Below are 25,969 nucleotides of genomic sequence, written 5' to 3'. Positions count from 1 at the left end.
CTGAGGGTCGAGGCGAGAAGGACGTGAGCAAAGGGGGAAGGGAGGGAAGAAACGGGTTGGGGCCAGAGGACGCCAGCCAGGCCCCGCCTCCTGAACAGTCGTCCCCTGGACCCTTGGCCCCGACGTGACTTCCGCCGAAGCGGAAGGGTCGCGCGCAGCCTGAGGCGCGCGTGAAAATTGACTTGCCGGAATCGCGTGTGACTGCGTCCTGCATTCACGCTGCCGCTCAGCACGGCCAACAGTTTGTCGATACTGCTCTGTGAGATGTCCCTTACGGCTCCACCTGGCGCTCCGCACCACCATAAGGTGGCACGATTCTGCCATGGGGCCAGAGGGCTGTCAAGAGGCGGGATAGCCAAACTTTACACGCAAAAGCGGCTGCCGCCCGGCGCTTATCAAGGGCAATCGAAGCCAACGAAGAGGAATGCAATGAGATTGCGGTTGGCGCTTGCACCGGCTGTCTTCGCGGTGGCGATCGGGTCATTCGGGGCGTCCGCACAAGAGTCGACACTGCGCGCCAACATCGCATCCGTTTCTGATGACACGTATCCGCACGCGCGGCTCGTGCTGAACATCGAAGATGATTCGGCCGCAGGCTTGGCGGAGCTGGGCGCGGACAACATCGCGATCACGGCGAACGGAGCGCCAGCGGCGGTTGTGAGCGCCGAGCTGGCGTCGTCGCAGGACGAGCCGCTCGACCTCCTGCTCGTGATGGACACAAGCGGCAGCATGGCGGGCGCGGCGATGACGAGCGCGAAGGACGCAGCCAAGGCGCTGGTGAGCGAACTGGCAGCCAGCGACCGCGTGGCCGTCGTGAGTTTCGCGGATCAGGTCGTCGTGGTGCAGGACTACACGCAGGACCGACAACTGGTGACGTCGGCGGTCGACGGACTGGTCGCGCAGGGGAACACAGCGCTCTACCAGGCGACGGCCGTGGCTGCGTTCAAAGCCGTCTCTTCGACCGCGACGCGGAAAGCGGTGGTGTTGCTGAGCGACGGCGCGGACTTCGGCGGGGCGAGCGCGGCGACGCGAGACGAAGCGATCAACGCCGCGCGCAACGCCGGCGTGCCGTACTTCACGATCGCGCAGGGATCGGACCTGGACCTGCCCTATCTGCGGGAGGTCGCCGACGTGTCGAAGGGCCGGCTACTGGAAGCCGTCAATCCCGCTGACCTGCGGAGCCTGTACCTGAGCGTCGGGCGGCTGCTGCGCAACCAATACATCGTCACGTTCGATGCCACCGGCGTCGCGGCGCTTCCGGAGTCGACGATCAACGTGCGCGTTTCCGCGGCCGGGCGCGAGGCGAGCGATGAAGCGACGTACCGCCCGGCGCCGGGCTTTGCGCCGCTCGTGGACATCAGCGGCATCGAAGATGGCGACACGGTGGACGGCGTGCGCGACATCCTCGTAAACATCGGGCCGGCGACGCAAGCAGCCCGGGTGCTGTTCTTCGTCGATGGGTCGCAAGTCGCGGAGATGGCAACGGGGCCGTACGTGTTCAGGTTCGACGCTGGAAGCGTTGCCAATGGCGAGCATGTGATTCGCGTGGTCGTGGAGGTCGCCGGGCAGCCGCTCGAGAGCAGCGTATCGTTCACGTCCGGCCCACCCGTCGCGGCTACCGGAAGCGGTGGCGGCGGACTGCCGCTGATCGTCGTTCTCGGCGCTGCAATCGCGGTCGTGATCGTAGGTAGCTGCATCCTGGGTTACTTCAAGTTCCGGCACCGAGGGACGGATATTGCGCAACTGAGCGTCACGCAACGCACGGTCCCATGGGCGCAACAAGTCGCCCAAACGCGCGCGGCGCCGGAAATGCCCCTGTTGCACATAGATGAACCCGAAGTGGAGCAAGAATCAATCGGCGAGCCGCTGGGCGTGTTGATTTCTCGCGGCGGCGCGGACCTCGGCAGCGAGTATACGGTGGGGGCCGCGCCCGTGAGTATGGGGTCCGCCGCGCGGTGCGGCGTGCGGATCGACGATGCGGAGCTGGCGGCGGAGGAAGCGCGCACGTGGGTCCGCGGCGGACACCTCATGGTGCACCGGATGACGCGCCTTTCGGTGATCGCGGCCGATGGAACGTCGGGCGGATGGATGATCCTCGAGCCCGGCGACACGTTTGCCATCGGCGAGCATGTTTTCGAGTTCCGGATGCTCGACACGCCCGTGTCAACGCTGCAGATCGCCGCTGACGATGCTGCACCATCACCTGCACTCGCGCCTGTACCGGTGGATAGCGGACCGGTGCCGAACGTCCTGCGCGATCCGGTGGCCTCGGATGCAGCGGCGCCGGCATCACAGGACGTGGTCCGCATTCCGTTGGCGGACATGATGCCTTCGAGCGAAGGCGGACCGCGGGTTCACGACGACGTCGACACCGACGACGAAGAGTAGTTGCTGGTGGTTCGCCTGCGGCGAATTGAACAGCCGAGGGCGGCTGTTCTCCACGCTTCGCCCCCTTTATACGCCCGGCCGATCTGAGAGTGCGCGCTGCAAGCACTCAAGCACGACCTGTGTGCTGCCGATCCTCATTGGGAGTTCCCGTAGGGGAACGCCGCGAACGGGGACTCTGGGGATCGATCGCAGTTCAGCACAGCGGGGAGTGCGAGACAGCATGGTCAGCGCCAACCAGGCGGTACCGCGCGCAAACGATGACACGCCACTCGTGCTGCGCGCCATCCAACGTGACCAGGACGCGTTCGGCGAGTTGTATGACCGCCACGTCGTGCGGGTGTACAGGCACATCTATTACATGGTGGGGAACTCGCCAGAAGCGGAGGATTTGACGGCGCAGACGTTCCTGAAGGCCTGGGAAGCCATCGAGCGGTACCAGGTACGAGGGGCGCCTTTCGTGTCGTGGCTGCTGCGGATCGCTCACAACCTGGGCGTGAGCCACCTTCGAGCGAAGCGGGAGACGTCGCAGGTCCACGAAGGCATCATCGACGACAAGATGCGGCGCGATCCGGAATCGGCGTACGAGCAGACGGCGGAAGAGGAATTGGTCCGGGAAGCCATCCTGAAGCTGCGAGAAGAGCAGCGGCAGGTGATCATTCTCCGCTTCATCGAGGATTTAGATTATCGCGAAGTGGCCGAGATTATCGGTAAGAGTGTCGCGGCCATCCGCGTCATCCAACATCGCGCGCTCAATTCACTGCGCAAGCAGATGAAGCTGCTGGATCCTGCTGTCTGAGGCAGCGGGGCCGACTGCGGGGAAGCAGGAGGCTCTCGAATCGAGTGGCGCGAGGGGTCAGGGGAACGAAGCCAGAGCGGTCTGGCAGTTTCGGGGTCGGTCGTAAAGCCATAGAACGTACAGCCGATACCTATACAGCTTAGCGGCCTTTGGGCCTGAATCCGGACATGGGGGAAGAAGCCATGGCACGAACTGTTGCGGGCGCAGCACCGTCACGCACGAATCGCCGGTTCCTGATTATCGCGGTGTTGCTGGCCGCGGTGAGCGCGGTGCTGGTGTACGCGAAAATCGCAGCGGACGACACGATATCGGGCGGAGGCGCAGCGACCTCCGACACGAGCCAGGTCGTCGTGGCGAAGGCCGAAATCCCGGCGAACTCCGTGATTACGACGGACATGCTGGAGATCCGCAACGTCGGTATCAATGGCATCGCCCAGGACGCGCTCAGCGAACCGGCGAGTGCCATCGGGCGGGTGACGAAGTATCCGATCGCGGCGAACGCGCAGATCTCGCAAAGCGCGATCGTGGAATCGGACCGGCCCGCCGAGGCGCTGTCGGAGATCATTCCTTCGGGCAAGCGCGCTATATCGATCACGGCATCACAAGTCGGCAACGCCGGCGGCCTGGTGCTGCCGGGCGACTACGTCGACCTGGTGTGGATCTGCTGCAACGGCGACGACATCATCTCGAAGACGCTGCTGAGCAACGTGCAGGTGGCTGCGGTGGCGCAGTCGCTGGTGCCGGCGGCGCCCCAGGCGGGCAGCGCCGAGCAGCCGGTGCCCGGTCCTGACGGCGAGCCGGTGCCCGACGCATCGACCACAACGCTGCTGTTGACGCCGCAAGAGGCGCAGATCATCGCGCTTGCAGAGGGGCGTGGCGAGCTGCGTATCGCGCTGCGGGGCGATGGCGACGACGTGGTCGGAGACAGCGGTACGGCGATCCTCTCCGACATCCTGACGCCGGAAGAGGTAGCGCGGCTGCCGCTGGGCCTGAGGCCCGAGGGTTACCAGGACGCGCCGTAAGAGGGCAACAGGGGAAGTAGCTAGCAAGCCGACGTAGGAGACGCAGCCGATGGCTCGCAATCCGGAAATCGTAACCGTAGACCCCGAACTCGGGAGCAGGGCCGAGACCAAGCGTGCCGCGCAGATCGCGCACTTCACCGTGACGGGGGAAGCGGGGTACGGAGTCGAGGCTGTGACCGTGGCGCGGGAGACCACGCCGGACGTGTTCCTGGTGTCCGTCGAAGAGCCGGTAGCGCTGGCGCTGCAGACGATCGAGTCGCTCGCGGATGCCCAGCCGGGCGTGCCGACCGTCGTGTACTCGTCGCTCGCGGATGCGCAGTCGGTACGGCGGGCGATGGTGGCGGGCGCGCGGGATTACCTGATCAAGCCGCTCAAGCCGGAAGATTTGAGCCGCGCCGTGTACGGCGTGCTCGAGCAGGAAGAGCGCAAGCGCATCCGCGCCGATGGCGGCGGCACCGAGGCACCTGCACGCGGGACCGTCATCACGGTGTTCGGCGCGAAAGGCGGTATCGGCAAGACGACGATCTCGACGAACCTGGCGACCACGCTCGCGAAGATGACAGGCGCCAACGTCTGCCTGCTCGACATGGACACGCGCTTCGGCGACGTGGCGATCATGATGGATGTGGCAGTCGAGGCGAGCATCGCCGACGTGGCTCGCCGCATCGATGAGATCGACCGCGACAAGATCCGCGACTACCTGGTGAAGCACCACAGCGGCGTCTCGATCCTGCCGGCGCCGCTGCACCCGACAGAGTGGCGGAACATGACGCCGCAGCACATCGAGAAGATCATAGAGCTGCTGGCGCAGACGCACGACTACGTCGTGATCGACACGCCGGGCACGTTCAACGAGCTGATCGCGGCGGCGCTGGAGCTCGCGAACCTGATCCTGCTGATCACGAGCATGGACATTGCGAGCATCAAAGACACGGCGCTGGCGCTGGAGATGCTGCGAGCGGCGGCGATCTCCGAAGACAAGGTGAAGCTCACAATCAACCATTCGACGGCGGCCAACAGCCTGCGGGAAGACGACGTGTCGCGCGTGCTGGAGTACGACGTGTTCTGGCGGATCCCGCACGACCTGTCGGTGTCCAGCAGCACGCAATTGGGTCAGCCAATCGTGATCGCAAAGCCTTACGCCCGCGTGTCGCGGTCGATTATCGACCTGACGCACCAGCTGACAGGCACGAAGCAAGAGAAGCGCGGCTTCCTCGACCGATTCCTCGGCCGATCTGCCTGAACATGCCTGAGGGGGACGCATCATGAGTCAGTTTCAGTGGCAGCAGCGGAGGGTCCAGCCGGGCCAGGGATCGACGGGGGCGGCAGGCGGCGGCTTCGGACAGCGGCCGAACCAGCTGTCGCAGAACGTCGTCGCGCTGAACGAGTTGAAGTTCACGCTCCACCAGCGCCTGATCGAGGAGCTGGATCCCAACAAGCTCGAAGGGCTGGGCAAGGAGAAGGCGCGCGAAGCCGTCGAGCAAGCCGCTCGCACGCTCATCGCGCAGGAGATGCCGGGCATCGTCGGGACGACGCGGGACGAACTGGTCTCAGCCGTCGCTGATGAAGTGCTGGGCTTCGGCCCGCTCGAGCCTTTGCTGAGGGACGGCGCCATCTCCGAAGTGATGGTGAACGCGCCGGACACGGTCTTCTATGAAAAAGAAGGACGGCTCTACCTGAGTTCGGTGCGGTTCCGCGATGACACGCACATCATGCGGATCGTCGAGCGTATCGTGGCGCCGCTAGGCCGGCGCGTCGATGAGTCTTCGCCGATGGTGGACGCGCGCTTGCCGGATGGTTCGCGTGTCAACATCATCATTCCGCCCGTGGCGCCGAAAAGCCCGACGGTGACGATCCGAAAGTTCCGCACGGACAAGATGACGATCAACGACCTCGTCGCGACGGGTGCGTTGACGAACGAACTGGCGGAGTTCTTTCGTGCGTGCGTACAGGCTCAACTCAACATCCTGATCTCCGGCGGTACCGGCTCGGGTAAGACGACGATGCTCAACGCGCTTTCGTCGTTCATTCCGGATACCGAGCGCATCGTGACGATCGAGGACCCGACGGAGCTTCAGCTCCAGCAGGGCCACGTCGTGACGCTGGAAGCGCGCCCGGCATCGCTCGAAGGCAAGGGCGAGGTGACGCAGCGCGACCTGGTCCGGAACTCGCTGCGCATGCGGCCGGACCGCATCATCGTGGGTGAGGTGCGCGGGCCGGAAGCATTCGACATGCTCCAGGCGATGAACACCGGTCACGAAGGCTCGCTCGGCACAGTCCACGCCAACACGCCTCGCGACGCGCTCGCGCGGATCGAGAACATGGTGATGATGGCGGGGTTCGAACTGCCGGTGAAGGCGATCCGGGAACAGATGTCATCGGCGCTGCACGTTGTCATTCAGATCGCGCGCTTCCCTGATGGGACACGCAAGGTCGTATCCGTGGCCGAGGTTTCGGGCATGGAGGGCCAGGTGGTGACGATGCAAGACCTGTTCCGATTCGTGCAGACGGGCGTCGACACGGACGGCCGCATCCTTGGAGAACTGCGCACGACGGGCATCCGTCCGCGGTTTGTCGAGAAGTTCGAGGTTTCGGGCATACATCTGCCGCCGGACCTCTTTGCAGTAGCAGGATCAGTGCTCTGATGATCGATCCGCTTGCAGCAGTAGCAGCATTCTCGGTCATGGCGACCATCGTGGTGGCGCTCTTCGCGTTCTACGGTTCGGCCATGCCGCAATCACAGGCCGTGCGCGGCCGCCTGCAGGGGCTGATGTCCGGCACGTCTGTCGTAGACGTGGGGGGCGGGGTGCCGGGCGCGCTTCGGGTGACACGCGAAGGCGGCATTTTGGGCGACCTGTTTAAGGGAAACAGCGAAGACCTGGCGCTTCAACTCGAGCGGGCGGACATGAGTGTGCGCCCGGGCGAGTTCATCGCGATGAAGTTCGGGTTCGCCGCGGCGGCGTTCGTGATGCCGATCGCCTTCATACCGGGCGTAACCGCGTGGATCGTGGGCGCAGTGGCGGCAGTGGTCGCGTACAACGGGCCGATGTTCTACCTGACGCGAAAGCGCAAGTCACGCGTGGCGAAGATGAACGCGCAGCTCCCGGAAGCGCTCCAGATTATTTCGAACGCGCTGAAGGCGGGCTTCGGCCTGCTCCAGGCCATGGACAACGCCGCGGACCAGCTCTCGCACCCGATCTCGACGGAGCTAGGGCGGACGATTCACGAAATGAACATCGGTTCGAGCGCGGAAGAGGCGCTCGTGGCGCTGAGCGATCGCTCGGGGAGCTACGACCTGGACATCGTGGTCACGGCGATCCTGGTGCAGCGCACGGTCGGCGGTAACCTCGGCGAGATCCTGGACAACGTGGCGGAGACGATGCGCGAGCGGATTCGCATCCGGGGGGAGATCACGACGTTGACGGCGCAGCAGAAGCTCACCGGCCTGGTGATCGGGTTCATTCCGATCGGCGTGGGCGTGCTGTTCCAGATCATGAGTCCCGGGTACATCGAGCCGCTCTTCACGACGTTCATGGGCCGGTTCATGATCGGCCTGGCGGTCGTGCTGGAAGTGATCGGTGTGATGGTCATTCAGCGCATCCTGAATATCGAGGTATAAGCATGGCTGGAATGGATCCCCTGGCACTGGGAAGCGCGGCCGCGATCTTCGGCATGGTGTTGTTCTTCGTGCTGGGTGTGACGGCGCGCGGTTCGGGAAGCATGGCCCGCCAGCGGCTCGAGTCGTTCAAGCGCGGGTCGGATGCGGACACGGAGATCGAAGTGCCGGGCTTCGGCCAGCGGATGGTCGCTCCACTGGTACAGGGCGCGGCGCGGAGTCTGGGCAATCTGCTGCCGAAAACGCTGCTGTCCGGCGTGGAACGCAAGTTGATCACGGCCGGCGAGCCGATGAATCTGAACGGGTTCCTGACGATGGTGCTTGTCTCGTCGGCGGCGGCGACGGGGATTGGGCTGCTGATCATGTTCGTGATGCGCTCATCGATGGGGCCGATGCAGTTCGGCATCTTCGGGTTGCTCGCGTTCGTCGGATTCTACCTGCCGTTCTACATCGTGAACTCGCGCGCACGACAGCGTCAGCATGCGATCGTCAAGAGCCTGCCGGACGCGTTCGACCTGATTACGACGTGCGTCGAGGCCGGCCTGGGGCTCGATGCGGCGCTGTCTCGCGTTTCAGAGAAGGTGCAGGGGCCGTTCGCGCAGGAGCTTTCACGGTCGCTCCGGGAGATCGCCCTCGGAAAGACGCGGCGCGATGCGCTGAAGGAACTGGGAGACCGGACGCAGGTGCCGGACCTGATGCAGTTCACCAATGCCGTGATCCAGGCCGAGGCGATGGGTTCGTCGATCGGCCAGGTGCTGCGCGTGCAGTCGGACCAGTTGCGGATCCGGCGCCGGCAGCGGGCGGAAGAGCAGGCGTACAAAGCGCCGGTCAAGATGCTCTTTCCACTCGTGATCTGCATCTTTCCGACGTTGTTCATCGTCATCCTGGGACCTGCGATCATCACGATTATGAACGGGTTCGAGTGAGGCGAAACGCCTGACGGGCAACCACCTGAGAAGCGACGAAAACCCGCAGATTGCGGGTTTTCTGCTTGCCGCCGCGTGCAGTCTTGCCGCCTGCTACGATGCCGTCGTCGAGAGTGAGTGATTACGGGAGGTGATTCCGATGTTCATTGCGATGAACAACTTCACGGTGGCGGCGGGGAAGGGCGAGGAGTTTGAGCAGATCTGGAAAGGCCGCGACAGCTATCTGAAGGATGTTCCGGGCATCGTTCATTTCGCGCTGCTGCGGGGCGATGCGGAGGGCGAATACATCAGCCACAGCACCTGGGAGAGCCGCGACGCGTTCATCGCCTGGACGCAGAGCGAGGCCTTCAGGGCCGGGCACCGACAGGGTTCGTTGATGGGTGTCCTGCAGGGGCCGCCGGCGGTGAAACTCTTCGAGGCGGTAATCGAGCAGGAGTTCAGGTCGCCCGCGAAGGCGTAAGGGGCGCGGCCGCGAACGAGCTGCCCTTTCATGATAAGCATGGCGATACTCGCCAGCGCAACAGAAAGGGCAGGCGATGACGATCAGCTCTGGCGGACTGAATGGGTTGACGCGGCTACGCGATGCGCGGAGCGCGCGAAGCTCTTCGTGGGACCGGACCGGCGGCAATGCCGACTACGTGACGATTCTGCCCGGCGACCGTCACCTGATGGCTGAGATGAGCGGCCCTGGCTGCGTCCGGCACGTATGGCTGACGCTGGCTTCGCCGGAAGTGCGGTATCCACGCCGCAGCGTGCTCCGCATGTGGTGGGACGGCGCATCGACGCCGTGCGTCGAGGTGCCGACGGGGGACTTCTTCGGCGTCGGGCACGGCATCACGCCGGAGTACTGGTCGCTACCCCTTGCGATGAGTCCGCGGAGCGGTCGCGGATTCAACTGCTTCTTCCCGATGCCGTTTAACGACGGCGGGCGCATCGAGATCGCGAATGACGGCGACAAGCCGCTTGTTTGCTACTTCTACGTCGACTACGAGACGTACGAACGTCGCGTCGACGACATTGCCCTGTTCCACGCGCAGTGGCGGCGCGAGAACCCGACCGACGGCTGGGGAGCGAAGGGCGAACCGCACGGGAATCGCGAACGCGAAGAGTTCTGGAAGCGTCCGAACCTGGAGGGCGCAGGGAATTACGTGATCCTGGAAGCGACCGGGCGGGGGCACTACGCAGGATGCAACCTCAACGTCGATGTGTTCGAGCGGCAACAGAACGACTGGTACGGCGAAGGCGACGACATGATCTGGATCGATGGCGAACTGCGGCTGCGCGGCACCGGCACCGAGGACTACTTCGGTACGGCGTGGTCGCCGACGCGGGCGTTCCACACGCCGTATTACGGGCTGCCTGTGTACTCGGGCAGCGCCGACTGGCCGTGGTCCGGCAAGAACTCGATGTACCGCTGGCACATCGAAGATCCGATTCACTTTCGTGAGTCGATCAAGGTGACGATCGAGCACGGTCACGCCAACGACCTGTCAAACGACTACTCGAGCACGGCGTACTGGTACCAGACGGAGCCTCACGGTGCGTTTCCCGTTTTGCCGCCGGTCGCGGGACGGCTGCCTCGATAGCGCTCATGCCACGACTCGGGTAACGTCGAGATTTGACGAGGGCAAAAGGTCAGGCCCCGAGGCGCGCTTGCCCTTTCGATGCCGCTGCCGGCTGGCGGGAGGTTGTGCGCTTGCGCGGGGCGGGCCTCGCGGGGCTGGCGTACTGACGCGCGAGGCGCAGAGCTTCCTCCCGCAGTTCGGCGCGCAGTTCGGGTGGCGCCAGCACCTGGCACTTATCGCCCCAGCTACGCACCCAGCGGCCGACTTCCATCATGCCGGCGACCGTCATGGTGAGCAGGACACCGCCACCGGGCAGATCTTCGACGGACTGGGTGGGGTGCCAGCGCGTTTCCCTCACGCGCCACGCGACGTCCGGGGAGAATTGCAGCTCGACGGTCTTCCCTTCGCCCCAGATGATGCCCCATGCCGACGACAGCAACGCATCGATGTCGAAGTCGTCGGGGACGGCGAACGCCTGCGGCAGCATCTCGGCGGAGACGATGCGCTCCACCTTGAAGGTGCGCATGCTCTCGTGCGTGCGGGAGTAGGCGATCAGGTAGGTGGCGAAGCCGGCGGCGCTGGGCTCGATGAAGTATGGCTCCACGATCACCTCGCGAGGCCGCTGCCTTCCGGCCGACCGATAGCTGAGTTTGAGCACGCGTTGGCGTGACCACGCTTCGGTGACGGTCGTCATGTGGCGGGCGAACTCCGCATCGAACGACCGGGAGGCGACGGTCTCGGCGGCGGCGCGGACGAGTTCGCGCACGCGTTGCGGCATGATCTGCGCGACCTTGCGGAGCGCCTCGGCGGCAAACGGGTCGCCCTCGTCGCTGTAACGGAGGAAGAGGCGCGTGGCGATAAAGAGCGCGCGCGCCTGCTGGAGGGTCAGTTCGAGGGGCGAGAGCCGCTCTTCGCGGAGCAGCGCGTACCGGCCGCGATCCTCCATGAGCGGTTCGCCCATCTCCGACTGCAGCACATTGATGTCCCGCTGAATCGTCCGGATGTTGCGGCCGGTGATGTCCGCGAGTTCACGCGCCGTGTAGCCGGCCTTGCGACCGCGCAGCAACTCGAGGATTTTCGCAAGGCGCACAGAGCGCCGCTGGGGATTCATGACGTCCATGCTACTTCCCGACGCGAACTGCGCGGAAATTGTGTCAAGGAGCGACACGATCTGTCGCCGCCAGCGCCTATCTTTGCCCGGGAGGCGGGAATGCACGCAACTACAAAGATTCGGCACCAGTACTCGCCCGGCGATGAGGTGGTCGCCGAATTGGCGGGCGCCGAGACGCACAACATCGAACGCGGGGCGCGGGTCGATCCGGCCTGTCTGCCACCGTGGACGATCGGCGTGGTGATGGAGTGCTGCTGGGTCGAGGGTGGCGCTGCGTACGCCCTGCGTGTGGAGCACGACGGCTGCGCTTGCGTCTGCGTGGTCCGTGAGTGCGAGATCGAAGGGCTGGCGTGAGTGCAGCGTCAGGGAACGGGGTCGGTCACGCCCATGGTTCGATCGTCGGGTTCTTTCGGAGCATGGCGCAGTCGTCGAAGCGGAGCGCCGTCACACGCCCGTGCGCGATGCCGGGCAGGTGGTGCTTGTCGACAAGTTCCTGCGTCTTGCCGCGCATACGGGCGAGATCGGCCGGGCTGAGCTTCAAATTGCGACTCCTGCCTTCCGGCCGACTTACTGTTTGCCGGGGCCGTAGACGGCGCGGCCGGGGAACGCGCCGCTGTGTTCGCCATCTCGCAAGGTGGGATGTCCGTTCACGATGACATCGCGGACGCCGACCGCGTATTGATGTGGTTCCTCGTACGTCGCGCGGTCGCCGATCGTTGCCGGGTCGAATACAACGACATCGGCGAAGAAGCCGCGTTCGATGCGCCCGCGGCCGGCGAGTCCGAGGTTGTCGGCGGGGAAGCGCGTGAGGCGGCGGACCGCCTCGGGCAGCGAGACGAGATGCTCGTCGCGGACGTACGTGCCGAGCAGGCGAGCGAAGTTGCCGTAGGCGCGCGGATGCGTCGATGCCTTGAGGAACTCTCCCTCGGCGGCCCACGACGGTGAGTCCGAGCCGAACGCCACCCACGGAAGCTGTACTTCCTTGCGGATGTTCTCCTCCGACATCATGAAATATGCCGTCGTGATGCGGGAGCGGTCGCGCCGTACGAGTTCGATCAAGGCATCGATCGGATCGTCGATGTTCATCATCCGCGCGATGACGTCCATGGTCTTGCCCTGGTACTGACGATTCTCGTCCTTGCGGACGCTGAGGATCAGCACGCCGGACGGTCCGCCGACCCGCGCGTAGAGGTTCTCCCAGCCTTCGTGCGAGTTAGCGATGTCGTCGTGGATCTGCTTGCGTACTGTCGCGTCTTCAAGGCGATCGAGGAGTTTGCCGGAGCCGCCATCGTGGTACTTGGGCGGGATGCAGTTCGAGAGTCCCGTGGCGCCTGCGTTGTAGAGGTACATATCGGCGGTAATTGGCTCGCCTTCCGCGCGGGCGCGCTGCACCATGTCGATCACTTGATCCAGCTTGTGCCAGTTCGGGCGGCCAGCGGCCTTCAGGTGATAGATCTCCGCGGGGACACCGCCCTCGCGCATGATACGCATGAGTTCTTCGACTGCTTCGATGAGAGCGTCGCCCTCGCTGCGCATGTGTGAGATGTACTTGCCGCCATAGGGCGCGGCCGCCTTGCACAGCTCCACGAGCTCTTCGGTGGAAGCGAAGAACGCCGGCGGATAGATCAGCGACGAACCGATGCCGAGCGCGCCCGCGGACATCTCGTCGCGGACGAGGCCACGCATGACGTCCAGTTCGGCGGTCGTCGCGGGGCGGTCTTCGGCGCCGACGGCGTACTGGCGCAGTGTCGTGGCGCCGATGTAGGACGCGACGTTCTGCGAGATGCCGACCTGTTCGACGTGGGCAAGGTATTCGGCGAGCGTGCGCCACGGAATGTCGACCGGAAGCGAATCTTCGTGCATGCCCTTCTGCATGCGGCGGTGCATATCGGGGGTCAGCGGGCCCATCGATGTGCCTTCGCCGAAGATCTGCAGCGTGACGCCCTGTTTCAGCTCACCGAGGGAGCGGGGATCTTGCAGGATGCTCATGTAGGAGTGGCTGAGCATGTTGATGAAGCCGGGCGCGACGGCCATCGACGTTGCGTCGATCGTTTCGGCGGACCGCGTTTCAGTGAGATTGCCGATCGCTTCAATGCGATCGCCGACGATACCGATATCGGCGTCGTAGCCTTCGCCGCCGCTACCGTCGTAGAGCGTGCCGCCGCGGACGATGAGGTCGAAGACGCGCTGAGGCGTACTATCTGCGCTGATGGCGGACGTCCTCGCTAGGAGTTTTGATCCTGCCAGCGCACCTCAAAGATGCGCACGGGGTCCTCGAAGCCACGCAGTTCGGTCTCGCCACGGTCGCCGAACAAAAAGCCCTTGCCGGCGACGAGTTGTCGCACGACATCGGACACGAGCACCTGGCGCGGCTCGGCGCGACTGCAGATGCGCGATGCCAGCTGTACGGCGGTGCCGAAGAGGTCGTCGCCCTCCGCGACGGGCTCACCGGCGTTGAGGCCGATACGCACGCGGATCGCCTCGTCGGGGTGCGATTGGGAGTGCGCCTCGATGGCCCGTTGAATGGCGACGGCACACTCGACGGCGAGCGACGACGACGGGAATGACGACATGATGCCATCGCCGGTGTGTTTCACCTCGGTACCGCCATAGGCATGGAGCGCGTCCCGAACGATCTCGTTGTGACGCCGGACCATCGACTGCGCCTGAGCATCGCCAAGACGCTGCGTGGCCTCTGTAGAGCCCTCCATGTCGGTGAACATGATCGTGCGGAACCCGACGCTGGAGGCAGACCTGCTGCTGCGCTCGGCGACGTGGGTGCGGGCGCCATCGGAGGTGACGCCCATGAAGTCGAGAATGGTCGACATCACGTCTTCCATATCGTCGAGATACGGTGACACGGAGTCGCCCTCGAACACGACGAGTTCCGAATTAGAGATACGCGCCGCGAGGTCGCGCGCCGTCTCGAGTTTGATGAAGGGAAACTGGCGCCGGTGCATCACGAGCGTCGGCGCCTGGATCTTCGGGAGTTCGCCGAGCAGGTCGAGACCTTCGTTCGACATCCAGGTCTTACGGACCATCTCCGGCGTCGTGCTGGCGCGCATGTATTCCGCAAAGCGGTGCGCGGGCGCTCCCTGCGACCAGCCGAACACGCTGTGAGCGAGTGTCTCCGTGAAGAGCGTCCAATCGACATCGAGGAGGGCGCGCAGGGCATCGTTCGTGCCGGTCGCCTGCGCATCTTCCTGGCGGGCGAAACCGCACCAAAGGATGAGATGAGTTACGCGTTCTGGATGCCGGGCCGCGTACGCAATCGCCGCAGTGCTGGCGTAGTAGATCCCGAAGAGCGCGAACCGCTGCAGACCGAGCGTGTCCACGATGGCTTCGAGATCGCGCACGTTGGACTCGAGAGAGCAGTCGTCGGCGTCGCGGTCGGACAGACCGGCGCCCCTGTTGTCGTAGCGGACGACTTTGAGGTCGCGGATGAGGTGCTCATACCAGTGGCGCCATTCGGGGATCTGCCACTCCATCTGTGCGTGGCTCCACGGACTGGCGGGCGGCGGGTTCACGAGCGCCGGCCCATCGCCGAGGGTCCAGTAAGCGAGACTTACACCGTCAGAGCTGGTGGCGTACTGGATGCGTGGGTCCATGGATCCATGCTAGCAGGGAGCGTCTGACCGGGCACGCGCCGGGAACGCCGTCGTAGCCCGAAGACATGTGGGCGGCGGGGCGGTCAAACATGAACGGCGCTACCAGCGCTACATTCGAGACCCTGGCGGTCCCAACGCCCGTTACGAGATTCCGGAGCCAGCGCGGCGGGGGTCGGTCTTCGACGAGCGCTAGGCCGGCGACTTCGTCGGGGCGGCGTGGTCGTGAATGTGGGCTTCCTTGCCGTGCTCGGCCTCTTCCTGGCCGGAGCTGTAATCGTGGCTGTGTGTCAGTTCGTTGTGGTTGTGGTCGTGCGTGTGCCAGTACGTGCGGTGCTTCCACTCAGACATCATGCCGCCGCCGTGGTGATGCGAGACGTGATAGTGGTCGTGCGCGTGCATGCGGTCTTCGTGGGTGTGCTCGGCTTCGGCTCCTTCGCCTTCGGTGCGCTGTGCGACCATGGTGTCCTCCTGCCTACCTGCCTGTACGCATGATCGCGGCGACTGCCGAACATGCGCGATCATGAGATCGCAGAAGATGTGACAAACGGGTAGCAGCGAGGTTCGCCGGCCGGAAGGCGGCACTCTCGCGTCAGCGATTCTCGCGCTGGCGAAGCTCGACATCTTCGCGCCTGACGGACATGCGGGCGACGGCGGGGACGCTGCCGTTGAGCCTTACGACGTTCACGCTGCCGGCGCGGTGCGGCGAGCCGGAGTAATGCGCTTCCACCGCGCCCGAGCCCACGCGCTCGGCGACCTCCAGTGTCCAAGCGCGACGTAGTCGGCGCCGGTGGCCTCCAGGTCGGCATCGTGGACGAGCCAACTGCGATGCAAGTCATAGGCGCTGCGGACGAAGTGACCGTGCGCCATGACGATCTGGTGCCGGGCGGCGCGGGTCGAGGGCGTACTGATGGGCGACATATCGACATAATCCGTGTGCGGCGTGCCGCAGATCTCGAGGGAAATGTGCTCCAGGACGACGCTATCTTCGCAGGTGACGCCCAGCACGTGGACGTTGGGCGGATCAGCGAGACCGCCCTTCCGATACGCCGAGTCGGCGGTGGCAGGATCGTGATTGCCCGTCAGGACGACAACGGGCAGCGATGCGTCGGCGAGCAAGCGCGCCACGCTATCGATGACGGTGATGGGCAGGCGGTTGGTATCGAAGATGTCACCCGCCAGCAGAAGCGCATCGGCGGCGGCCTGCGCCGCGGTGGTCAGTACGCGGCGGAGAACATCGAGGTCATCGCGCTCACCGTGCGTGCCGAGATGGAGGTCGGACGTATGGACGACGACGATTTCGCCGGCGTCGCGTGGCATATCTGGCATAGGACATGCTAGCGATTGGCCCGCTACGGTCTCGCGCGAGGCATCAGGTACGGCGTCCGCGGGCAGCGGCGTGACGAGGCGGGGCGGAGCGCCTGTTCTTCGGTCGAGGTTTGGGCTTCGGCTCAGCGTGCCGCTTCGGGCGGGCGGCACGGGCCGGGGGAGGAGCCGCGGGCTCCGGCGCAGGCTTAGCACGAGCCTTGGTTGCGGCGCGAGGGCGCGCGGCGAGCGAAATGGCCGCCGCCGCCACGTCCATCGAGTCATAGTCGTCGGCCAACAGGTCGACGACCGCGCGAAACCTTCCCCACTCGTTCTTGCCGAGGACGTCCAGGAGCCGCTCTGAAAGGACCTGGAACTCCCGCTCTTCGGCATCGAGCGCCGTCGGCACCTCCCCGCGCCGGATGTGGGCTCCGGTAACACGCTCGATGGCCTTGAGTTCGCGCATCTCGCGCGGATTCACGAACGTGATCGCCTCTCCATGCCGTCCGACACGCCCGGTGCGGCCGATGCGATGGACGTAGTACTCGGGGTCCGGCGGGATATCGAAGTTCAGGACCAACGTGACGTCCGTGATATCGAGGCCGCGCGCCGCGACATCGGTCGCGACGAGCACGTCGGTGTTGCCATCGCGGAAGCTGCGCAGGACCTTTTCGCGCATTGCCTGGCTGATGTCGCTGTGGATGGCGTCGGCGTTGTAGCCGCGCGCCTGCAGCCGGTCCGCCACTTCATCGACCGTGCGCTTCGTCGCGCAGAAGACGAGCGTGCGGTCCGGTTGCCGCGCATCCAGCACGCGGCCGAGGGCGTCGAACTTCTGGGGGTACGGGACGATATAGAACGACTGGTCAATTTCCGGCGCCGTGAGCGCCTTCGGCTTGCTGAGGAGGATGACTTCCGGAGCGCGCATATAGCGATGCACGATGTCCAGGATCGGCTTGGGCATCGTGGCCGAGAACAACGCGGTGACGTGAGCTTGCGGCAGGTGCTCGAGGATGTACTCGACATCCTCCTGGAATCCCATCTGCAGCATCTGATCCGCCTCATCGAGCACGAGCATGCCGACGGCGCTGAGATCGACAGTGCCGCGCCGCATGTGGTCCATGAGCCTGCCGGGCGTCGCGACGATCGCGTGAACGCCGCGCCGGAGCGCCGCCAGTTGGCGGGAGATGGGCTGTCCTCCGTAGATGGGCAGGAGCCGGAGGCGTCGATATCGGCCAAGGCGCGTGAGGTGCTCCGCGACCTGCACGGCGAGTTCGCGCGTCGGCGTCAACACAACGGCCTGCGGCACGTCGCGCGCCGTATCGATCGACTCGACGAGCGGGATGCCGAACGCGGCGGTCTTGCCGGTGCCGGTAAGCGCCTGGGCGACGACATCGCGCCGATCCATGAGGTGGGGGATCGCGCGGACCTGGACGGGCGTCGGCTCCTCGAACCCCATGTCCTGCAGGGCCCGCAGCACGCCATCACTGACGGTGAGTTCGCCGAAGTTCGCCAATGTGCCTCGATTCAGTCTCTGTGCTACGTTCAGCATGTAGCGCGCGCGCGAGTGCCGTTCTATGGTGAGATGCATGCGGCGTGTGGCGGTTGAGTGTAGATGGTGTGAGTCAGTTCACGGCAGGTGCGACCTTACGCCTCATACGCCTCCCGCAAGCCTGCGATGTCGATCTTCCGCATCTGGAGCATCGCCTGCATCACGCGCCCAGCTTTTTCGGGATCAGGATCGCCCAACAGCTTGCCGAGCGCATTCGGGATGATCTGCCACGACAGGCCGTACCTGTCCTTCAGCCAGCCGCACATGCTCTCCTCGCCGCCGTGGGCGGTCAGCGCCGACCACAGGCGGTCAACTTCCTCCTGCGTTTCGCACTTCACGAACAGCGATATCGCCTCCGTGAACTTGAACATCGGACCGCCGTTGAGCGCCACGAACTCCTGTCCATCGAGTTCGAAGGTCGCGGACATGACGGTGCCGGCGGGCATGGGCATACCTTCCCCGTAGCGCGACACGTCGCCGACGCGTGAGTTCGGGAACAGCGCCGTATAGAATCGCATCGCCTCTTCGGCCTGGCTGTCGAACCAGAGGTAGGGAACGATCGTTTGCATGGCGACCTCCGACGAGAGATTCAGTGCGTCGTGCGGGCGAGTATAGCTATCACGGGACGCACTTACGTGACCGACGGCAGACTGCCGGCTATGATTTCGACGATTCGCAGCCGGCAAGATCGACAGCCTGTGCGGTAGATTTTTGCCAGACCGCCATCAGAAGGCCGCACTCATAGCCACGCCCGCGAAGCGGCCATTGAGGGCATGCGGGCGGCGGGCCGGGGTGAGCCGCTTCTACGGTGTTGCCATGCCTCGTGATCTCGATCTCATCGCCCCCTTCGATCTCGTCGAGCAGGGCGGGGAGCCTTGCCTTCAGTTCCGTAACGGTCATTCTTCTGATCACGCGGTCAATATAGGGAGCCGAGGCGAAATCCGCACATGCGCACAAAGGCGGGCATGACGCCGGCGGACGGACGCTTTACGATGAGCCGATTGGCTGACAGGGTCCGCTATGGCGCTCGTTAGACCTTCCAACGGACGGGAAGACGAGGATCGGGAAGGTAAACACAGTACGAGCCCGTGCGGATGGCCCGATCGAGGTGCTCCCCCAATGGCGAGTTGTGTTCGCGGATACGTGCTATGGCCTGGCGGACGGCCCGGGTCACGCTGGCTCTCGCCCGTTCCGAAATGGAGCCCGCTCGCCGGCCACGGCCGCCAAGCCCTACTGCACGAGCGAGTTCCCGCACCAAAAAGTCACGTTCGGCTTCCGCCTGTGCGGTGCGCTCGGAATCCGCCATTGCGCGTGCTTCTTCGATGTCCTCGTCGATCTCCGCAAGCCGTCTTCGGTATGCGTGTCTGGCGGGAGCATCGAGCAACTCACCGGCATCCGTCCCTGTTGCGAATGAAACACCGGTCTCCGAGACGCGGTTGAGGTCTCCCGCTCCGCCTCTCTCAGCAGCTATCAGATCGAGAACGTGGAACTCCCTTCCTGGATCGGAGAGGAGCTTAGCGAGGTAGTGCAGGCCCTTGAGATCGCGCACGCGTATGGTGTTGCCCTCATACACGACGGACCAGAAGTCGCCCTCCCGCCGAAAGGCGTCTTCCCGGCCGACGCCATCGTCGCCACGCGGAGCCTGCCGCGCACGTAGAGCGGGCTTCGCTTCCTCACATTCTTGCGCGTCGCCACAGGCTTCCGCCGCTCGGACGGCCTCGAGCCTGGCTCCGATCTGTTCGAAGACTGATTGGGCAGCGCGGAATTCCAGCCGGGCCAAAGCCTCGTTTCCCTCAGCGCGGCATGCGTGCCCGAGCCCCATGCGAGCGATAGCCGTCTCGTAAGGTGCGCCAACCTCGTTCCAGAGATGCGCTGCCTTGTCGAACTCTTTGCGGGCGCCCTCCGCATCACCTTCAGCCAGCTTCACTCTTCCCCCGGCACAGAGTGCGCCGGCGGCGAGCGCCTTGCTTTCGAACGAGGTTGCGATACGCGCGAGGTCGGCAGCGGCCGCGCGGGCTGCGTCGAGATTTCCGGCCGCGATCTCGATCTCGACCTGGACCTCGAGGAGGGGCGCCCGGCGCAACTCTGTATTCGGTGGGACCTCTTTTGAGGGTACGTTCCCGGGGTGATCCAGAGCATCTCGGATCGATGCGAGTGCCTGCTCCGCGTTACCCTGTGCCAGCTGCACCTGGGCGAGACCTGGCTGTGGATCCCAACCGGCCGCGTGCGCCGCGACGAATGCTGCTTCTGCGCCCCGGATGTCTCCTCTTCTGAGGCGGATTCGGCCTAATTCGGTCAGCGGCCATCCGAACTCCCGCCGCAGATATGGGCGCAGCTCTTCGCAGGCAAGGAGCGCTTCCTTCTCGGCTTCGATGCACGATCCTCGCAGCCGGAGGATCTCGGCGCGGTGAACGCGGCAGCGTCCGTGGATGCTCCCCACCGGCTGACCTTGCCGCCAGCGCTCCATGGCTTCGGTCCACTCTTCGGCCAGGTCGTATTGCGCGAGCGCTTGGAGAGCGCAGACGACTTCGCAATAGACAACCCCCGTGAAAAGCGGATCGAGGTCACCAGAGACGGCTGCCATAGCTGCTTCGTTGAGCAGCCCGACCCCCTGCGCCACATCGCCTTCGAGGATGAGGCTGCGGGCCTCGGCGACGCGACCTATGGCCGCAGCCGCGGGAGCGCAATTCGTGCCCGCATCGATGGCGCGCCGGGCCCACTTCCGCGCCTCCTGAAAGTCGCCCGAGAGGAGGCGTTCATAGTTCCGGACGACGGCGAGCCAGGCGTGAACTGGTGTCTCGTCCATGCCCTCGAGAAGCCGCTCGACCCGCTTCGCCCAGCCGCGCACAGGGGCCATGAGAGCCGTGTCGAAGAGGAGGTGCAGCGCGAGCCGGACGGCGGCACCTGCCGCGGCAAGATGATCACCCGCGCGTAGGCTCTGCCCGTATGCCCGTTCCCAAGCGGCGATCGTCACATCGAGGTGACCTGCTGCGTACGCCACATCGGCCATAAGGGGGAGGTCCGGCGCGCTCAGAGGCGTCCGCGCGTCCACCGCGATGAGGAGATCGTACGCCTGTTGCCAGTCGCCGCGCGAGACAGCATCTCGTGCCGGTCCAAGGACGGGTTCGCCCGCCAATTCATCGCTCATCGACAAGAGATCACCATATTACGGCTCGGGGACCAACTGACCGCAATTGTAACCGCAGAAGTTCCCATCGTAACCGTCTCGATTACGCACTAGTAATTGGGCAGCCTGGAGCTGGCCCGAGAATACGCAACCCACATGGAGGTAGAAGGTATGGAAACGGCGCGCGTCCGCGGAGCAGAGTTGGAGTACGAGGAAGCGGGATCAGGTGAACCGGTGCTCTTGATCAGCGCGGGTCCCTTTGCGGACGGCTTCGTGCCCTTCTTGTCGGAGAAAGCGCTGGTCGAGCGCTATCGCTTAATCAGCTACCACCAGCGGCGACCAGTCCCCAGCGCGAATGGCCCTTCGCCGGTGACCTTCGCGGAACATGCGGCCGATGCCGCCGACCTGCTGCGCCAACTCGGCATCGGTCGCGCGCATGTAGCCGGACACTCAACGGGGGCCGCCATTGCTCTCCAACTGGCCGTCGATTGTCCCGACGTCGTTCGCTCGCTGGCCCTTCTCGAACCACCGCTGCTGGGCGCGCCCGGCGCTGCCGAGTTCTTCGAGAAGGCGGAGCCAGCTTTGGCGGCGTACGGCTCCGGTGACCGCGAGGGAGCGATGGCGAACTTCCTGAGCATGGCGTGTGGCCTGGACTGGGAAACGTGCCAGAAGGTGATCGAGGAACACATGCCCGGGGGCGTCGCTCGTGCGGTGAACGATGCCGACAATTTCTTCGGCTCCTATCTGCCTGCGCTTAGCGCATGGCAGTTCGGCGCCGCTCAGGCAGCGGGTATCTCGGTGCCGGTCCTCTCGGTGCTGGGCACGGAGACGGAGCGGCTGTTCGTGGACAGCCACGCACAGCTTCACTCCTGGTTCCCACAAGCCGAGGACTGCACGATTGACGGCGTGGCACACCTGTTGCACATACAGCGTCCTGAGCCAGTGGCGCGAGGCGTCGCCGAGTTCTTTGCTCGCCACCCAATGGCAGGCGATATGAGCGGCCTGGCGGCTGGAGTCCCTGGTAAGCGGTCACGTTAAGGGCCGCGCCAGCGATTGCCATACGCTTACGCGAAGAGGCCGAGAGATCCTGCTCGACGGGCAGAGGAAGAAGTGGCGAACGCGAAGGGAGCGGGGGCGTCGAAGACACGGACGGGCGAGGGTTGACCAGAGGTTGGAGCGACGGGGCATCAGCTTGGCCTGTGGTCGATTTACTCCTGCCAGCGCACTTCGTACAGGCGGACGGCGTCTTCGAAGCCCTTGAGCATCGTGTCGCCGCGGTCGGCGTAGACGTAACTCTTGCCCGACAGCAGGTGTCGCAGGGGCTCGGGGATGAGGATCTCGCCGGCCTCGGCGTGGGCGCAGATCCGCGACGCGAGAATCACCGTCGTGCCGAAGAGGTCACCCTCTTCTTCGATAGGTTCGCCGGCGTTGAGGCCGACGCGGACGCGCAGCGGTTCTGGCATAGATTCCGTGTGCGTAGCAAACGCGCGTTGTAGGCCGATCGCACAATCCATGGCTTTCGTAACGGATCCGAACGAGGCCAGAAAGCCGTCGCCCATCGTCTTGACTTCGGCGCCGCCGTGGAGCCTCAGCACGTCGCGGGTGATGCGTTCGTGCTCGCGGAGCAGCTTGCGGCCGAGATCGTCGCCGAGGCGGCGCATCATTTCGGTGTGTCCCACGAGGTCGGTGAACAACACCATACGCACGGTGGGATCGATCTTGCGTGCGTCGGCTGCGGATGCGGTCGCTGCGCCATCATCGATGAATGCATTGATGATGCTCATCACTTCATCGATCCGGCCGGCAGCCAGGTAGCTCATGATTCCCTGGGGGAGGGGGCGCAATCGCGCGCTCGGAATCTTCGCCGCAAGATCCTGCGCCACGCGGAAGGGGAACATGGGATCGTTGCCGCGGTGGAGCACCAGCGTGGGCACGCGCAGATCGGGAAGCAGTGCGGTCACATCGGAGGTCTCGAACGCCCTGGTGAGGAACCGCGCGACGAAATCGCCGGAGGTTGATTGGACGTACACTTCCGCCTGGTGCACGCCGGCATCGGGCAACTCCCTGCGTACGGGCAAATCGGCGAACACCTGGGCGGCCATTCTCCAGTTCATGCGGGCGAGTTCGGCGAAGTTGTGGAGTTGCTCCACGGAGATGACATCGCGGGCGCGGGCGAAGGTGCGGTGCAGGATGAGACGTCGTACGTCTGCGGCGTGCCGCGCGGCGTACGCGATCGCACGCGGGCCGCTCATGGTGCTGGCCCAAAGCGTGAAGTCCTTCGCGCCGGACGCTTGCACCACGGCGGCCAGGTCGCGGACGAGTGCTTCGTGCGACACGTCTTCGACGTCGCGGTCGGAGAGGCCGATCCCGCGCATGTCGAATCGGACGACGCGGCGGCCGTGCCAGAGCGCGCGCCAAAAGCCCATCTGATCTTCGATCAGGTGATCCAGCGCGAACGAGCCCAGGGCGTCCGGACAACAGATCATGTCGGGGCCATCGCCGGCGACGCAGTAGGCGATGCGGATGCCGTCGTCGGTGGTGCAGAAGCGGACGTCAGGTTCCACGTCGGCGTACCTCGCGGCTGAAGCGCCGCCATGCATAAGAGTACCGCCGCGAGACGACAATCGGGTCAGCGTTTGCGGGGGAATCGCGCCGGGGCGACGTGGACCTCGCCGCCGCCGATGTGCAAAGTGTGGCGCGGGCTCAGCGCGGTAATCGTCGTGAGGCTGCCAACGGTGCGGATCTCGGTCTCGTATCCGCGTCCTGCCGTCAGGCCCCAGCGGAACCGCAGGCGTTTGCCATCGCGCATGGCCTTGACCACTGCGCGGCGGGCGCGCTCCTTCTGCGCATCGGGCCACGCGTCGATGCAGCCGTCGATGTAGCGGTCGGGCAGCGGCGCCTTCCTGATCACCTGGCGGATGGGATCCTTGAGCGGCGCGTTAAGGGCGCCACGCCGTCTGAGCGCGGCGAGCAACTCATCGGCAGCGGCTCCGCGGCGGCGCCGCGCCGCTCCTTCGAGCGCTTTCGTCGTGCGCGTCTCTCCGGTGGAGAGCGCCGTGATGAAGGTGCGCAGGGTGGACATCGGAGGCATCGGGACCCTCCCGCGATCAACTCGCCGCCGTGGCGGACCGGGTGCGCGGCTGGCGCCGCGGGGCACCATTCTACTCCTGTGCCAGGATGATCGGCTACATGGGGCGAATGTGCTGGTTGGCGACCACGAAGGCAACGGGGCGGTCGATGACACAAGCGCGCGAAGATTCGCCCGAGGCGAAGCGGTGGGGCATCACATTGGTGCCCACGTGGCGCTCGTGAGACCTGGGCTGGGCAGCCGGTGCCGGTGGCGCGCTCGCGTATCCTTGCCCGCAGGAGCAATGACGCAGCGATGCCGCCGCAGTTGCCGCAGCTCCCGACGCGGATCGTGTGGCTGCTGACCGGCGTTATCTGGGCAATCCGCTCCGGGACGGCGCGCTGGATTGGAGCGCCGTCTTCGGCTACTCCGCGGCGTGGATTTTGACGGCGCCATCTGTCCTGGCGATTGGCCGGATCGCCGGCGGGCGTACCGTGATGATCGTCGCCTGGGTCGCTGCGGCAGCGGCGGTGGTCGTTGGCCTCGTCAACGCCATCGCAGACGGACTTGGCATGGATGCCCTCGGCACCATCTACGTGGTGAGTTTCCTGCTCGCCTTGATGGCCTTAATCCCGTTGGCGGCGACCGTGTTTCGCGCGAAGCTCAAGCGTGTCGCTGGACTTTGCGTTGCACTCATTATTGGAATTGGGCTCTTCCCGGTCGGTGGTGGCGTGATCGTGCTGTTGTCCCTCGCCAGCATCGCATTCGCGCCCGGCTGGTATGCGCGGCGCACTGGCCCGACGGCGAATGAACCGACGATCGATTGAGGTGGTAGCGACTTTGAAGGGGCTCGGGCGGAGTATGAAGCTGGCGACCGCGAAGGGAACGGGGCCGTCGAAGACACAACGGCCCAAGATTGACCCTCGGCTGAAGCGGTGGGGCATCACGGTGGTGCCCGTGATGCGAGACCGAAGTGGTTGAAACGGAAATCCATGACGACTCTAGTTGTAGTGTCCAAAGACGTTGTTGACGGTATGTCCGACGACGCCGCAGCCGTCGCCCACGGCGATCGAGCATCTATGCCGAGAGTGGGCGGACGTGGTGCGAGCGATCCTTAAGCGAAGGGCTGCGAAGTGAAGAACAGGCGAACGGGGAACAGGGCGGTCTGCTACGTCCGGGTATCGGACGAAAGCCAGGTCGACGGTCATTCTCTGGATGCCCAGCGCAACGAGATTTCACGATGGTGCGAGCGGCACGGTTACGAGCTCGTCGGCTTCTACTGCGATGAGGGAAAGAGCGCGTACACCGACCGAATCGAGCGGCGGCCGGCGCTGGTGCGACTTCTCGCGGACGCCGACGCAGACGCCTTCGACATAGCGGTCGTGCACACGCTCGACCGCTGGGCGCGGAACTCGACGGTCCAGGCCACGACGCTGGAGCACCTCGGAAAGCGCAACATCGGCTTCGCCTCCGTGACGGAGCAGATCGACTTCACGACTCCGGTGGGCCGGATGATTCTGACGACGCTCGGAGCGGCGCAAGAGTTCTTCTCAGCGCAGACAGGTGTTCATGTTGCCAAGAGCCACCGCCACAAGGCGGCTCTGGGTTTGGCCGTGGGGACCTCGCAGCGCTGTGGGGCGAGGCAACACTTGAAGAGCGTGGACGCCTGATCGCACCGCTTATCGAGCGCGCTACGTGGACGTCGAGAGCAAGCAGTTGTGCGCGATCACGCCGGCGGAGGGGTTCGACGCGCTGCTACAGGGGGTGTTGGAACAGCCGGACTGGTCCGCGTGCGTTCTGCTTCCTGCGGAGGTCGCGGACCAGCCGGACTGGTGGAGTTGGTGGAGACGGGGGAGAACCCAACTCCCACAAGTCCACCACGATCCTGAAGC

Annotated in this window: 25 protein-coding genes; 13 read left to right on the top strand and 12 right to left on the bottom strand. The window is 65.0% G+C overall.

Going from position 1 to position 25,969, the window contains the following annotated elements:
* Positions 1 to 429: 429 nt before the first annotated feature.
* From WEB52_03980 to WEB52_03940, 9 genes are all read left to right on the top strand, one after another.
* Entirely contained in the window at positions 430 to 2,388 is a 1,959-nt protein-coding gene (locus WEB52_03980; GenBank protein MEX2225592.1) for a VWA domain-containing protein, read from the top strand.
* 220 nt (positions 2,389 to 2,608) lie between these two features.
* On the top strand, positions 2,609 to 3,184 hold the full coding sequence (locus tag WEB52_03975) for a sigma-70 family RNA polymerase sigma factor (GenBank protein ID MEX2225591.1): 576 nt from the start codon (positions 2,609 to 2,611) through the stop codon (positions 3,182 to 3,184).
* Positions 3,185 to 3,366: 182 nt separating this feature from the next.
* The gene (gene cpaB, locus WEB52_03970) at positions 3,367 to 4,206 is read left to right on the top strand and encodes a Flp pilus assembly protein CpaB (GenBank protein ID MEX2225590.1); all 840 of its coding nucleotides are present in this window, start codon (positions 3,367 to 3,369) and stop codon (positions 4,204 to 4,206) included.
* A 49-nt stretch (positions 4,207 to 4,255) separates the two neighbouring features.
* Complete coding sequence (locus WEB52_03965; GenBank protein MEX2225589.1) at positions 4,256 to 5,449, top strand: P-loop NTPase; 1,194 nt, start codon at positions 4,256 to 4,258, stop codon at positions 5,447 to 5,449.
* Positions 5,450 to 5,471: 22 nt separating this feature from the next.
* Complete coding sequence (locus WEB52_03960) at positions 5,472 to 6,851, top strand: CpaF family protein (protein MEX2225588.1); 1,380 nt, start codon at positions 5,472 to 5,474, stop codon at positions 6,849 to 6,851.
* A complete protein-coding gene (locus tag WEB52_03955) occupies positions 6,851 to 7,825 on the top strand; it encodes a type II secretion system F family protein (protein ID MEX2225587.1) in 975 nt (324 codons plus the stop codon). Before WEB52_03960 ends, WEB52_03955 begins: the two co-directional genes overlap by 1 nt.
* Positions 7,826 to 7,836: 11 nt before the next feature.
* Positions 7,837 to 8,748, top strand: coding sequence for a type II secretion system F family protein (locus WEB52_03950; GenBank protein ID MEX2225586.1), 912 nt, complete (start codon positions 7,837 to 7,839; stop codon positions 8,746 to 8,748).
* A gap of 139 nt (positions 8,749 to 8,887) precedes the next feature.
* Complete coding sequence (locus tag WEB52_03945; protein ID MEX2225585.1) at positions 8,888 to 9,208, top strand: antibiotic biosynthesis monooxygenase; 321 nt, start codon at positions 8,888 to 8,890, stop codon at positions 9,206 to 9,208.
* Positions 9,209 to 9,284: 76 nt separating this feature from the next.
* Complete coding sequence (locus WEB52_03940; GenBank protein ID MEX2225584.1) at positions 9,285 to 10,334, top strand: glycoside hydrolase family 172 protein; 1,050 nt, start codon at positions 9,285 to 9,287, stop codon at positions 10,332 to 10,334.
* 49 nt (positions 10,335 to 10,383) lie between these two features.
* Here WEB52_03940 and WEB52_03935 read toward each other — a convergent pair whose 3' ends face one another.
* Positions 10,384 to 11,424: a transcriptional regulator gene (locus WEB52_03935; protein MEX2225583.1), complete on the bottom strand. Its 1,041-nt coding sequence runs from the start codon at positions 11,422 to 11,424 to the stop codon at positions 10,384 to 10,386.
* 99 nt (positions 11,425 to 11,523) lie between these two features.
* Between WEB52_03935 and WEB52_03930 the strand changes: the two genes are divergently transcribed.
* On the top strand, positions 11,524 to 11,778 hold the full coding sequence (locus WEB52_03930; GenBank protein ID MEX2225582.1) for a hypothetical protein: 255 nt from the start codon (positions 11,524 to 11,526) through the stop codon (positions 11,776 to 11,778).
* Positions 11,779 to 11,803: 25 nt separating this feature from the next.
* On the opposite strand, the gene WEB52_03925 is transcribed toward WEB52_03930, so the two are convergent.
* The 9 genes from WEB52_03925 to WEB52_03885 form a co-directional block, all read right to left on the bottom strand.
* Entirely contained in the window at positions 11,804 to 11,965 is a 162-nt protein-coding gene (locus tag WEB52_03925; protein MEX2225581.1) for a hypothetical protein, read from the bottom strand.
* Between the two features lie 26 nt (positions 11,966 to 11,991).
* Positions 11,992 to 13,458, bottom strand: coding sequence for an amidohydrolase family protein (locus WEB52_03920; GenBank protein ID MEX2225580.1), 1,467 nt, complete (start codon positions 13,456 to 13,458; stop codon positions 11,992 to 11,994).
* 191 nt (positions 13,459 to 13,649) lie between these two features.
* Positions 13,650 to 15,032 (bottom strand): adenylate/guanylate cyclase domain-containing protein, encoded by a 1,383-nt coding sequence (locus tag WEB52_03915; GenBank protein ID MEX2225579.1) that lies wholly within the window; start codon positions 15,030 to 15,032, stop codon positions 13,650 to 13,652.
* 189 nt (positions 15,033 to 15,221) lie between these two features.
* Complete coding sequence (locus WEB52_03910; GenBank protein MEX2225578.1) at positions 15,222 to 15,491, bottom strand: hypothetical protein; 270 nt, start codon at positions 15,489 to 15,491, stop codon at positions 15,222 to 15,224.
* A gap of 222 nt (positions 15,492 to 15,713) precedes the next feature.
* A complete protein-coding gene (locus WEB52_03905) occupies positions 15,714 to 16,358 on the bottom strand; it encodes a metallophosphoesterase (GenBank protein ID MEX2225577.1) in 645 nt (214 codons plus the stop codon).
* Between the two features lie 43 nt (positions 16,359 to 16,401).
* The gene (locus WEB52_03900) at positions 16,402 to 17,847 is read right to left on the bottom strand and encodes a DEAD/DEAH box helicase (protein MEX2225576.1); all 1,446 of its coding nucleotides are present in this window, start codon (positions 17,845 to 17,847) and stop codon (positions 16,402 to 16,404) included.
* Between the two features lie 131 nt (positions 17,848 to 17,978).
* Positions 17,979 to 18,452 carry a VOC family protein gene (locus WEB52_03895; GenBank protein ID MEX2225575.1) on the bottom strand — a complete coding sequence of 158 codons (474 nt, stop codon included), beginning with the start codon at positions 18,450 to 18,452 and terminating at the stop codon, positions 17,979 to 17,981.
* An 88-nt stretch (positions 18,453 to 18,540) separates the two neighbouring features.
* Positions 18,541 to 18,795 (bottom strand): hypothetical protein, encoded by a 255-nt coding sequence (locus tag WEB52_03890; GenBank protein MEX2225574.1) that lies wholly within the window; start codon positions 18,793 to 18,795, stop codon positions 18,541 to 18,543.
* Positions 18,796 to 18,913: 118 nt separating this feature from the next.
* Positions 18,914 to 21,031, bottom strand: a complete 2,118-nt coding sequence (locus tag WEB52_03885) for a transcriptional regulator (protein MEX2225573.1) — start codon at positions 21,029 to 21,031, stop codon at positions 18,914 to 18,916.
* A gap of 180 nt (positions 21,032 to 21,211) precedes the next feature.
* On the opposite strand from WEB52_03885, the gene WEB52_03880 reads away from it, so the two are divergent.
* Positions 21,212 to 22,048, top strand: coding sequence for an alpha/beta hydrolase (locus WEB52_03880; protein ID MEX2225572.1), 837 nt, complete (start codon positions 21,212 to 21,214; stop codon positions 22,046 to 22,048).
* Positions 22,049 to 22,218: 170 nt separating this feature from the next.
* Here WEB52_03880 and WEB52_03875 read toward each other — a convergent pair whose 3' ends face one another.
* Positions 22,219 to 23,574: an adenylate/guanylate cyclase domain-containing protein gene (locus WEB52_03875; GenBank protein MEX2225571.1), complete on the bottom strand. Its 1,356-nt coding sequence runs from the start codon at positions 23,572 to 23,574 to the stop codon at positions 22,219 to 22,221.
* A gap of 65 nt (positions 23,575 to 23,639) precedes the next feature.
* Positions 23,640 to 24,101, bottom strand: a complete 462-nt coding sequence (locus WEB52_03870; protein MEX2225570.1) for a hypothetical protein — start codon at positions 24,099 to 24,101, stop codon at positions 23,640 to 23,642.
* Between the two features lie 329 nt (positions 24,102 to 24,430).
* On the opposite strand from WEB52_03870, the gene WEB52_03865 reads away from it, so the two are divergent.
* Complete coding sequence (locus WEB52_03865; GenBank protein MEX2225569.1) at positions 24,431 to 24,904, top strand: hypothetical protein; 474 nt, start codon at positions 24,431 to 24,433, stop codon at positions 24,902 to 24,904.
* Positions 24,905 to 25,210: 306 nt separating this feature from the next.
* Positions 25,211 to 25,747, top strand: coding sequence for a recombinase family protein (locus WEB52_03860; protein ID MEX2225568.1), 537 nt, complete (start codon positions 25,211 to 25,213; stop codon positions 25,745 to 25,747).
* Positions 25,748 to 25,969: the final 222 nt, after the last annotated feature.

The organism is Dehalococcoidia bacterium, assembly GCA_040902535.1.
Taxonomy (GTDB): Bacteria; Chloroflexota; Dehalococcoidia; order DSTF01; family JACRBR01; genus JBBDXD01.
Note: the sequence above shows the minus strand (reverse complement) of the source record. Positions and strands in the feature narration are given on the sequence as shown.

Bases quoted from the DNA above. Each gene is read 5' to 3' on its own strand.
- WEB52_03870 (MEX2225570.1), bottom strand. From the start codon at position 24,101: ATGCCTCCGATGTCCACCCTGCGCACCTTCATCACGGCGCTCTCCACC.
- WEB52_03920 (MEX2225580.1), bottom strand. From the start codon at position 13,458: ATGGCCGTCGCGCCCGGCTTCATCAACATGCTCAGCCACTCCTACATG.
- WEB52_03915 (MEX2225579.1), bottom strand. From the start codon at position 15,032: ATGGACCCACGCATCCAGTACGCCACCAGCTCTGACGGTGTAAGTCTC.
- WEB52_03930 (MEX2225582.1), top strand. From the start codon at position 11,524: ATGCACGCAACTACAAAGATTCGGCACCAGTACTCGCCCGGCGATGAG.
- WEB52_03945 (MEX2225585.1), top strand. From the start codon at position 8,888: ATGTTCATTGCGATGAACAACTTCACGGTGGCGGCGGGGAAGGGCGAG.
- WEB52_03955 (MEX2225587.1), top strand. From the start codon at position 6,851: ATGATCGATCCGCTTGCAGCAGTAGCAGCATTCTCGGTCATGGCGACC.
- WEB52_03960 (MEX2225588.1), top strand. From the start codon at position 5,472: ATGAGTCAGTTTCAGTGGCAGCAGCGGAGGGTCCAGCCGGGCCAGGGA.
- WEB52_03965 (MEX2225589.1), top strand. From the start codon at position 4,256: ATGGCTCGCAATCCGGAAATCGTAACCGTAGACCCCGAACTCGGGAGC.
- WEB52_03950 (MEX2225586.1), top strand. From the start codon at position 7,837: ATGGATCCCCTGGCACTGGGAAGCGCGGCCGCGATCTTCGGCATGGTG.
- WEB52_03940 (MEX2225584.1), top strand. From the start codon at position 9,285: ATGACGATCAGCTCTGGCGGACTGAATGGGTTGACGCGGCTACGCGAT.
- WEB52_03935 (MEX2225583.1), bottom strand. From the start codon at position 11,424: ATGAATCCCCAGCGGCGCTCTGTGCGCCTTGCGAAAATCCTCGAGTTG.
- WEB52_03910 (MEX2225578.1), bottom strand. From the start codon at position 15,491: ATGGTCGCACAGCGCACCGAAGGCGAAGGAGCCGAAGCCGAGCACACC.
- cpaB (MEX2225590.1), top strand. From the start codon at position 3,367: ATGGCACGAACTGTTGCGGGCGCAGCACCGTCACGCACGAATCGCCGG.
- WEB52_03885 (MEX2225573.1), bottom strand. From the start codon at position 21,031: ATGAGCGATGAATTGGCGGGCGAACCCGTCCTTGGACCGGCACGAGAT.
- WEB52_03895 (MEX2225575.1), bottom strand. From the start codon at position 18,452: ATGCAAACGATCGTTCCCTACCTCTGGTTCGACAGCCAGGCCGAAGAG.
- WEB52_03905 (MEX2225577.1), bottom strand. From the start codon at position 16,358: ATGCCAGATATGCCACGCGACGCCGGCGAAATCGTCGTCGTCCATACG.
- WEB52_03975 (MEX2225591.1), top strand. From the start codon at position 2,609: ATGGTCAGCGCCAACCAGGCGGTACCGCGCGCAAACGATGACACGCCA.
- WEB52_03980 (MEX2225592.1), top strand. From the start codon at position 430: ATGAGATTGCGGTTGGCGCTTGCACCGGCTGTCTTCGCGGTGGCGATC.